Annotated in this window: 8 protein-coding genes and 2 pseudogenes; all 10 read right to left on the minus strand. The window is 73.7% G+C overall.

Annotation, left to right across the window (positions count from 1 at the left end; translation table 11 throughout):
• The coding region (ruvA, locus tag MXD58_RS16350; protein WP_250609498.1) for a Holliday junction branch migration protein RuvA at positions 1–450 on the minus strand (450 nt) is incomplete at its 3' end.
• Positions 447–965, minus strand: coding sequence for a crossover junction endodeoxyribonuclease RuvC (gene ruvC, locus MXD58_RS16355; protein WP_248840210.1), 519 nt, complete (start codon positions 963–965; stop codon positions 447–449). The genes ruvC and ruvA, both read right to left, overlap by 4 nt.
• 128 nt (positions 966–1,093) lie before the next feature.
• The gene (locus MXD58_RS16360; protein ID WP_248840209.1) at positions 1,094–1,849 is read right to left on the minus strand and encodes a YebC/PmpR family DNA-binding transcriptional regulator; all 756 of its coding nucleotides are present in this window, start codon (positions 1,847–1,849) and stop codon (positions 1,094–1,096) included.
• Between the two features lie 12 nt (positions 1,850–1,861).
• On the minus strand, positions 1,862–2,470 hold the full coding sequence (pdxT, locus tag MXD58_RS16365) for a pyridoxal 5'-phosphate synthase glutaminase subunit PdxT (RefSeq protein WP_248840208.1): 609 nt from the start codon (positions 2,468–2,470) through the stop codon (positions 1,862–1,864).
• Complete coding sequence (gene pdxS, locus MXD58_RS16370; protein ID WP_284678453.1) at positions 2,467–3,399, minus strand: pyridoxal 5'-phosphate synthase lyase subunit PdxS; 933 nt, start codon at positions 3,397–3,399, stop codon at positions 2,467–2,469. Before pdxS ends, pdxT begins: the two co-directional genes overlap by 4 nt.
• Positions 3,400–3,685: 286 nt before the next feature.
• On the minus strand, positions 3,686–4,306 hold the full coding sequence (locus tag MXD58_RS16375; protein WP_248840207.1) for a hypothetical protein: 621 nt from the start codon (positions 4,304–4,306) through the stop codon (positions 3,686–3,688).
• Positions 4,307–4,370: 64 nt separating this feature from the next.
• On the minus strand, positions 4,371–5,498 hold the full coding sequence (locus MXD58_RS16380) for a glycosyltransferase family 4 protein (RefSeq protein ID WP_248840206.1): 1,128 nt from the start codon (positions 5,496–5,498) through the stop codon (positions 4,371–4,373).
• Positions 5,495–5,851 (minus strand): annotated as a pseudogene (locus MXD58_RS16385) (LpxL/LpxP family acyltransferase); the annotation flags it as partial. The pseudogene MXD58_RS16385 and the gene MXD58_RS16380, both read right to left, overlap by 4 nt.
• A pseudogene (locus MXD58_RS16390) lies at positions 5,844–6,407 on the minus strand (DUF6529 family protein); the annotation flags it as partial. The pseudogenes MXD58_RS16385 and MXD58_RS16390, both read right to left, overlap by 8 nt.
• A gap of 153 nt (positions 6,408–6,560) precedes the next feature.
• Positions 6,561–7,043: ERAP1-like C-terminal domain-containing protein (locus MXD58_RS16395; protein WP_250609499.1), on the minus strand; the 483-nt coding region annotated here is incomplete at its 5' end.

Raw genomic sequence — 7,043 nt, forward strand, 5'->3', positions numbered from 1 at the left:
GGCACCGGCCGGCTCCCCCGGTCGGGGGCCGGGCAGTGCGCCGCCGCGCGGCGGGCCCAGGCGGTCCCGCAGGTCCAGGACGATGCGCTGGGCGCCCTTGCGGCCGATCCCGGGGACCCTGGTGAGCACCGCGAGGTCCTCCTCCGCGACGGCCCGGCGCACCACGTCCGGCTCGAGCACGCCGAGGACGGCCTGGGCGAGCTTCGGACCCACACCGGCCGCGGACTGCAGGCTCTCGAAGACGTCCCGGGCGTCGGCGTCGGTGAAGCCGTAGAGCGTCAGCTCCGTCTCGCGCACCACGAGGGTGGTCGCGAGCCGCGCCGGCTCGCCCACCCGCAGCCCGGCGAGCGTCGCCGGGGTGCACTGCACCAGCAGCCCGACCCCGCCCACCTCGACGACGGTGCTCAGCGGGCCGAGCGCCGTGACGGTGCCCGCGACCGAGGCGATCACGAGGCCGCCCCCCCACCGCTCGCGGCCCGCAGCCTCGCCAGCGCCGGGCCGCGCCACACGTGGCACAGCGCCAGCGCCAGCGCGTCCGCCGCGTCGGCCGGGCGCGGCACCTCCGTCAGCCCCAGCAGCTTACTGATCATGAATCCGACCTGGGCCTTGTCGGCCCGGCCGCTGCCCGTCACCGCCGCCTTGACCTCGCTGGGTGTGTAGAGGCCGACGGGCAGGTCGCGCCGGGCCGCCAGCATGATCGCGACGGCGCCGGCCTGCGCCGTGCCCATGACCGTGCGGACATTGGCCTGACTGAAGACCTTCTCCACGGCCACCGCGTCCGGCCTGGTCCGGTCGAGCCACGCGTCGATGCCGTCGGCGACGGCACGCAGCCGCTGCGGCACCGGCGAGCCGGCCGGGGTGCGCACCACGCCCACCTCTACCAGGCGGGCCCGCGAACCGACCGCGCCGTCGACCACACCCAGGCCGCACCGGGTCAGCCCCGGATCGACGCCCAGTACCCGCATCCACCCTCCCCGACAGCCAACCTCCCGACGGCGTGCCGCGGGAACATCCGTTCGATAGTAGATCGCCTACCGCAACCGGACATCAACGACACGCCCAACAGATCGCGCCGGCCAGGCGCACCCGCCGGTCAGCTGGTGACGAGCTCCATCACGTCGTCCGAGATGTCGCCGTTGAACCAGACGTTCTGGACATCGTCCAGGTCCTCGAGCGAGTCGACGAGCTTGAGCACCTTGGCCGCGGGCTCCGCGTCCAAGGGCACGCTCACACTCGGCAGCCAGGAGACGTCCGCGGAGGTGATCTCCAGCCCGGCGTCGCCCGCCGCCACCCGGACCGCGTGCAGGTCGGTCGCCTCCGAGATCACCTCGAAGACGTCGCCTAGGTCGTTGACCTCCTCCGCCCCGGCGTCGAGCACCGCGAGCAGCACGTCGTCCTCGGTCAGCCCGTCAGTCTTCGTCAGCAGCACGACGCCCCTGCGGTTGAACAGGTACGACACCGAACCCGGGTCGGCCGGCGTCCCGCCATTGCGGGTGATCGCCACCCGCACGTCGGAGGCGGCCCGGTTGCGGTTGTCGGTCAGGCACTCGACGAGGATCGCCACCCCGGCGGGCCCGTAGGCCTCGTAGGTGATGTTCTCGTAGTTCGCGCCGCCGGCGAGCTCGCCGGAGCCGCGCTTGACCGCCCGATCGATGTTGTCGTTCGGGACCGACTGCGACTTGGCCTTCGCGATGGCGTCCGCGAGCGTCGGGTTGCCCGCCGGATCTCCGCCGCCGGTCTTGGCCGCGACCTCCACGGTCTTGACCAGCTTGGCGAACAGCTTGCCGCGGCGGGCGTCCACGACAGCCTTCTTGTGCTTCGTGGTCGCCCATTTGGAGTGACCGCTCATGTCCTGCCCCTCTTACCTGCGATCAGCGACCGATCGGGACGATCGCACGATGTCGACGAACAGCCCGTGGACCCGAAAGTCACCGGTCAGTTCGGGATGGAACGCGGTGGCCAGCAGCGGACCCTGACGGACCGCCACCGGCGCTTCGGCGACGCTGGCCAGTACCTCGACCGCGCCGCCCGCCTTATCGACCCATGGTGCCCGGATGAACACCGCGTGCACAGGCGGCCCCGGCACACCGACGACGTCGAGGTCGGCCTCGAACGAGTCGACCTGCCGGCCGAAGGCGTTGCGCCGGACGACCACGTCCAGCCCACCGATCAGCGGCTGATCGGGTCGGCCGTCCACGACGTCCCGCGCTAGCAGGATCATGCCAGCACACGAACCGAACACGGGCAGGCCTGCCGCGACCTTCGCCCGCAGCGGCTCGAGCAGCGCGAACACCCGCAGCAGCCGGCCGATCGTCGTGGACTCGCCGCCGGGCAGCACCAGCCCGTCGACCTCGTCGAGCTCCGCCTCGCGGCGGACCTCCACCGGGCGCGCGCCGGCCGCCGTGAGGGCGCGGGCGTGCTCGCGCACGTCCCCCTGCAGCGCAAGAATGCCGATCCGCGGGTCGCTCACCAGCCGCGGTCGGCGTAGCGCGCGGTCGCCGCCAGCTCGGTGACGTTGATCCCGACCATCGCCTCACCGAGGCCCCGGGAGACCTTCACCAGCAGGTCGGCGTCGTTGTACATCGTCGTGGCCTCGACGATCGCGCGAGCGCGCCGCGCCGGGTCGCCGGACTTGAAGATGCCGGATCCGACGAACACACCGTCCGCGCCGAGCTGCATCATCAGCGCCGCGTCCGCGGGGGTCGCGATGCCCCCGGCGGTGAACAGCACGACGGGCAGCCGGCCGAGCCGGGCCACCTCCTCGACCAGGTCGACCGGGGCGCGCAGCTCCTTCGCGGCGGCGTAGAGCTCCTCCGCGGGCAGGGCCGTCAGGCGCCCGATGTCCGCGCGGATGGTCCGCATGTGGACCACGGCGTTGGAGACCTCGCCGGTGCCGGCCTCACCCTTGGAGCGGATCATCGCCGCGCCCTCGGCGATGCGGCGCAGCGCCTCGCCGAGGTTCGTCGCCCCGCAGACGAACGGCACGGTGAACGCCCGCTTGTCGATGTGGTGGTGCGGGTCGGCCGGGGTGAGCACCTCGGACTCGTCCACATAGTCCACCCCGAGCGCCTGCAGCACCTGCGCCTCGACGAAGTGCCCGATGCGGGCCTTGGCCATGACCGGGATGGACACCGCCGCGATGATCTCGGAGATCATGTCGGGGTCGCTCATCCGGGCGACGCCGCCCTGCGCGCGGATGTCGGCGGGCACCCGCTCCAGCGCCATCACCGCGACAGCGCCCGCGTCCTCGGCGATGCGGGCCTGCTCGGCGTTGACCACATCCATGATCACACCGCCCTTGAGCATCTCCGCCATGCCGCGCTTGACGCCTGCGGTGCCGGCCTGCCGGGTGGTGCCGGCCGCCTGGCCGCTGGTGGATGCGGTCTGGGCCTCGGACATGATGCGCCGTCTCTTTTCACGTCGGTCGGGCACCACGGATGGCCGCGACCGCGGCCGCCATGGCGGGTGCGGTGGCAGCCACACCTGTAGGTCGGCCACGCAGCCAGGTGATTCCCGTGTGGGTGGGTCGGTTTCCCATCGTACGGCGCGAGCCGGCCCGACCGGGCGGAACGACGACCGACCAGCTCTGCGGGCGATCACCTCGCCGGCACTCAGGCTCGGGCGGTGCGATCCCGGGCGGTGCGATCCCAGGCGGTGCGATCCCAGGCGGTGCGATCCCGGGCGGTCAGCGGGCCAGGCCGGGCCGGTCGCTCCCGTCGGCCTGCCCGCCGGCGTCCGGTCGCGGCGCCGTCCCAGCGGCCAAGGGCGCGCCAAGCATCGGCGGGGACGCCTCGTCCCGCGGCGAGAGGGCATCGTCGATCTCGAAGTAGCCGGGGGCGGTCCGGCGGCCCACGAGGTGCAGTACCCGGACCAGCCGCCGGCCGGCCAGCGAGCGCAGGTCCCGCACCGCGTCGTTGTGGAACTGCCGGGCCAGCGCCACCCGGGCCGCCGCGGAGTCCACCGCGTGCAACTCCTGGGGAAACCGCTGGCCGGCGTCCGCGACCGCGGCGGCCCGCAGCGACCTGCTCAGCGCGTTCTCGGCCAGCTCGACCTCGCCGTCCAGCGGGGAACCGGCGAGCAGCGACAGGTGTCCGCGGTGGGCCCGCTCGGCACTGGCCGCGAGTCCGGGCAGCGCGCACCGCGCGGCCAGCAGGGCGGCGGCCTGCGCGCGGGTGACGAGCTGGCCGACCAGCCCATCACGGGCGTCCGCCACCCTGGCGGCGAGCCGGTCTAGGCGCAGGGCCAGCCAGGTCAGATAGGTCGCGATCGCCACCACCACGGCGACCACGGCCACGAGGACGCTCATCGAGCGCAGCGTAGCCGCCCGGCGGGTGTGACCTGGCTCCCGTCCCGGCGGGCGGCGCCGGGACTCAGCCGGGCGCGACGGACACCGGACGGTCTCCCGAGACCATCTGGTATACCCCGACGATCCGGGCGGCGACGGTGCGCCAGTCGTAGGCGCGGGCGACGGCGTGACCGCGGCGCACCAGCTCGGCGGCACCCGCGGGGTCGGTGAGCACCTCGGCGAGGGCGGCGGCGAGCCGCTCGGGGTCACCGACCTCGAACAGGCGCCCGGCGCGACCGTCGTCGAGGACCCGGCGGAACGCGTCGATGTCGCTGGCGACGACCGGCGTGCCCGCCGCCATCGCCTCCAGCAGCACGATGCCGAAGCTCTCCTGGCCGGTGTTCGGAGCGCAGTAGACCTGCCCGGAGGCGAACACCCGCGGCTTGTCGGCGTCGGAGACCAGGCCGATCAGGTCGACGTGGGGCCGCAGGAGCGGGTCCAGGCGCGCTCGCAGCCCGGCCGCGCCGCCCGGCCCGGCGACCAGCAGGCGCGCGTCCTCGACCGCCGCGAGCAGCGGCGGCATCGCGGCCAGCAGCACGTCGAGACCCTTGCGGGGCTCGTCGATGCGGCCGAGGAAGACGACGGTGGGCGGGCCGCCGGCGTAGTCGGGCAGCGCCTGGGCACCGGCGAAACTGTCGAGCGCCACCCCGTTGGGGATCAGGATCGCGTCGGCGCCGAGATGCTCGACGAGGGTGCGCCGCGCGGCCTCGGAGACGGCGATGCGGGCCCGCAGCTTCTCGAACGACGGCTGCAGCGCGCCCTGCGCGGCGGTGAGGAACCTCGACCGCGGGTTGGCGGTGTGGAACGTCGCCACGATCGGCCCGTCGGCCAGCATGCACGCGAGCAGGCTGACGCTGGGCGCGGTGGGCTCGTGCACGTGCAGCACGTGGAAGTCGTGCTCGCGCAGCCAGCGCCGCACCCGGGCCGCGGAGACCGGGCCCATCAGCAGCCGGGCCACCGAGCCGTTGTACCGCACGGGCAGTGCACGGCCGGCGTCGACGGCGTAGGGCGGCAGGTTCCGCTCGTCGTCCACCGGTGTGATCACGGACACCTCGTGCCCCGCCGCGATCAGCGTCTCGGCGAGGTCACGCACGTGCACCTGGACGCCGCCGGGCACGTCCCAGGTGTACGGACAGGCCAGGCCGATCCTCACGGTGCCGCCGGGAGATCATCGCGCCACACCCGCTGGAGCATGTGCCAGTCGGCGGGATGCGCGGTGATCCCGGCGGCGAAGGCATCGGCCAGGCCCTGGGTCATCGTCGGGACGTCGGTGGGCGCCACCGCCGGGTGGATCCGCGCGCTCCAGCCGTCCCGGTCGAACCAGAGCGTGACGGGAAGCAGCGTCGCCCCGGTGGCCAGCGCGAGCGCCGCCGGGCCCGCGGGCATCGTGGCGGTCGCGCCGAAGAACTCCACCGGGACGCCCGACCGGGACAGGTCGCGGTCGGCGAGCAGGCACAGCGCCCCACCGGCCCGCAGCCGCTGGGCGAGCAGGTCGAACGGGGATTCCGGAGCGGGTGAAGAACCACAGCGACGCGGTCAGCCAGAGCGTGACGAGCGCGGCGAACACCAGCGAGCCGAGCACCGGCAGCGTCCAGCCGGGCAGGCCGCGCACGCGCAGGCCGAGCATCTTCGACGCGTACGCGCCGTAGAAGGCGCAGCCCGCGATGCCGTGGACGAGGACCCGCGTGTCGGTGTCGGCGAAGCCGAGCGACCAGATGCAGGTGAACGCGACCGGCAGGCTCACCACGAACGCCGCGGTACCGGCCCACCGGTGCACCAGGCTGGCCCATGCCGGCGCCGAGCCCGCGCCGGGCAGCCGGCCCCACATCCACAGCGCCGTGATCAGCTGCCCGACCGCGAGCACCAGCGCCACCGTCGTCAGCCACGCCTTCATCGGCGTCGCGCTGGAGAAGCCGAGGGTCAGCACCGGCCGGCCGGCCGGATCGTGGACCTTCGCGTACGTCCCGAGCGACACCGCGATGACGGCGCCGATCAGCAGTACCCACACGATCGCACCGCCCCGCGCAGTCGACCGCCCGGTCGTTTCAGTGCCGACCGTCATGGCCGTCCACCCCCCTGAAATTTGCCTTAAGATTTCCTTTGCTACCGGAACATGCCCGAGTACAGCAGATCGCGGCGGAAATCGTCGTCGGAGCGACAAAGACGGCGAGTTTGAGGGGTTCGTGCCGTCACACGCTGCGACAAGATCGGTGAATCAGCTTCGGGCGCGCACCGAGCGGCGCAGCTCGTCGGTGGCATCGACGACGACCCGGCGCAGCAGCGGATCGATGTCGTCCCGGCCGAGCAGCGCCTCGGCGGCGTCCACGGTCGCCGTCGACACGGCGTACTGCGGGTAGGCGGCGGCGGCGATCTGACGGGCGGCGTGCGGGGTGCGCCGGCCGGTCATCGCCGGCATCTGCTCGAAGTAGCGGGCCACGTAGACGGCGGTCAGCTCGTCCTGCTCCGGCTGCCAGAAGCCCTCGGCGCTCGCCGCGACCAGCCGCGCTGACGCGGTGTCGTCGGCGACGATCGCTTCCCAGGCGCGGGCCTTCGCCGCCGGGTCCGCGATCGCGGCCCGCGACCGCGCGGCGTGCTCGGCGGCCCGCGCGCTGCGGTCACGGCCCGCCTCCGCAGCGATCTCCGCCTCGCCGGCCCGGCCCAGCACGACGAGCCGGTGCAGCACCGTCCAGCGCAGTTC

The sequence above is a fragment of the Frankia sp. AgKG'84/4 genome (genome assembly GCF_023242965.2).
Lineage (GTDB): Bacteria > Actinomycetota > Actinomycetes > Frankiales > Frankiaceae > Frankia.

Excerpts from the sequence above, each read along its gene's own strand:
- ruvC (WP_248840210.1), bottom strand. The coding sequence starts at position 965 with ATGCGGGTACTGGGCGTCGATCCGGGGCTGACCCGGTGCGGCCTGGGT.
- MXD58_RS16360 (WP_248840209.1), bottom strand. The coding sequence starts at position 1,849 with ATGAGCGGTCACTCCAAATGGGCGACCACGAAGCACAAGAAGGCTGTC.
- pdxS (WP_284678453.1), bottom strand. The coding sequence starts at position 3,399 with ATGTCCGAGGCCCAGACCGCATCCACCAGCGGCCAGGCGGCCGGCACC.
- MXD58_RS16375 (WP_248840207.1), bottom strand. The coding sequence starts at position 4,306 with ATGAGCGTCCTCGTGGCCGTGGTCGCCGTGGTGGTGGCGATCGCGACC.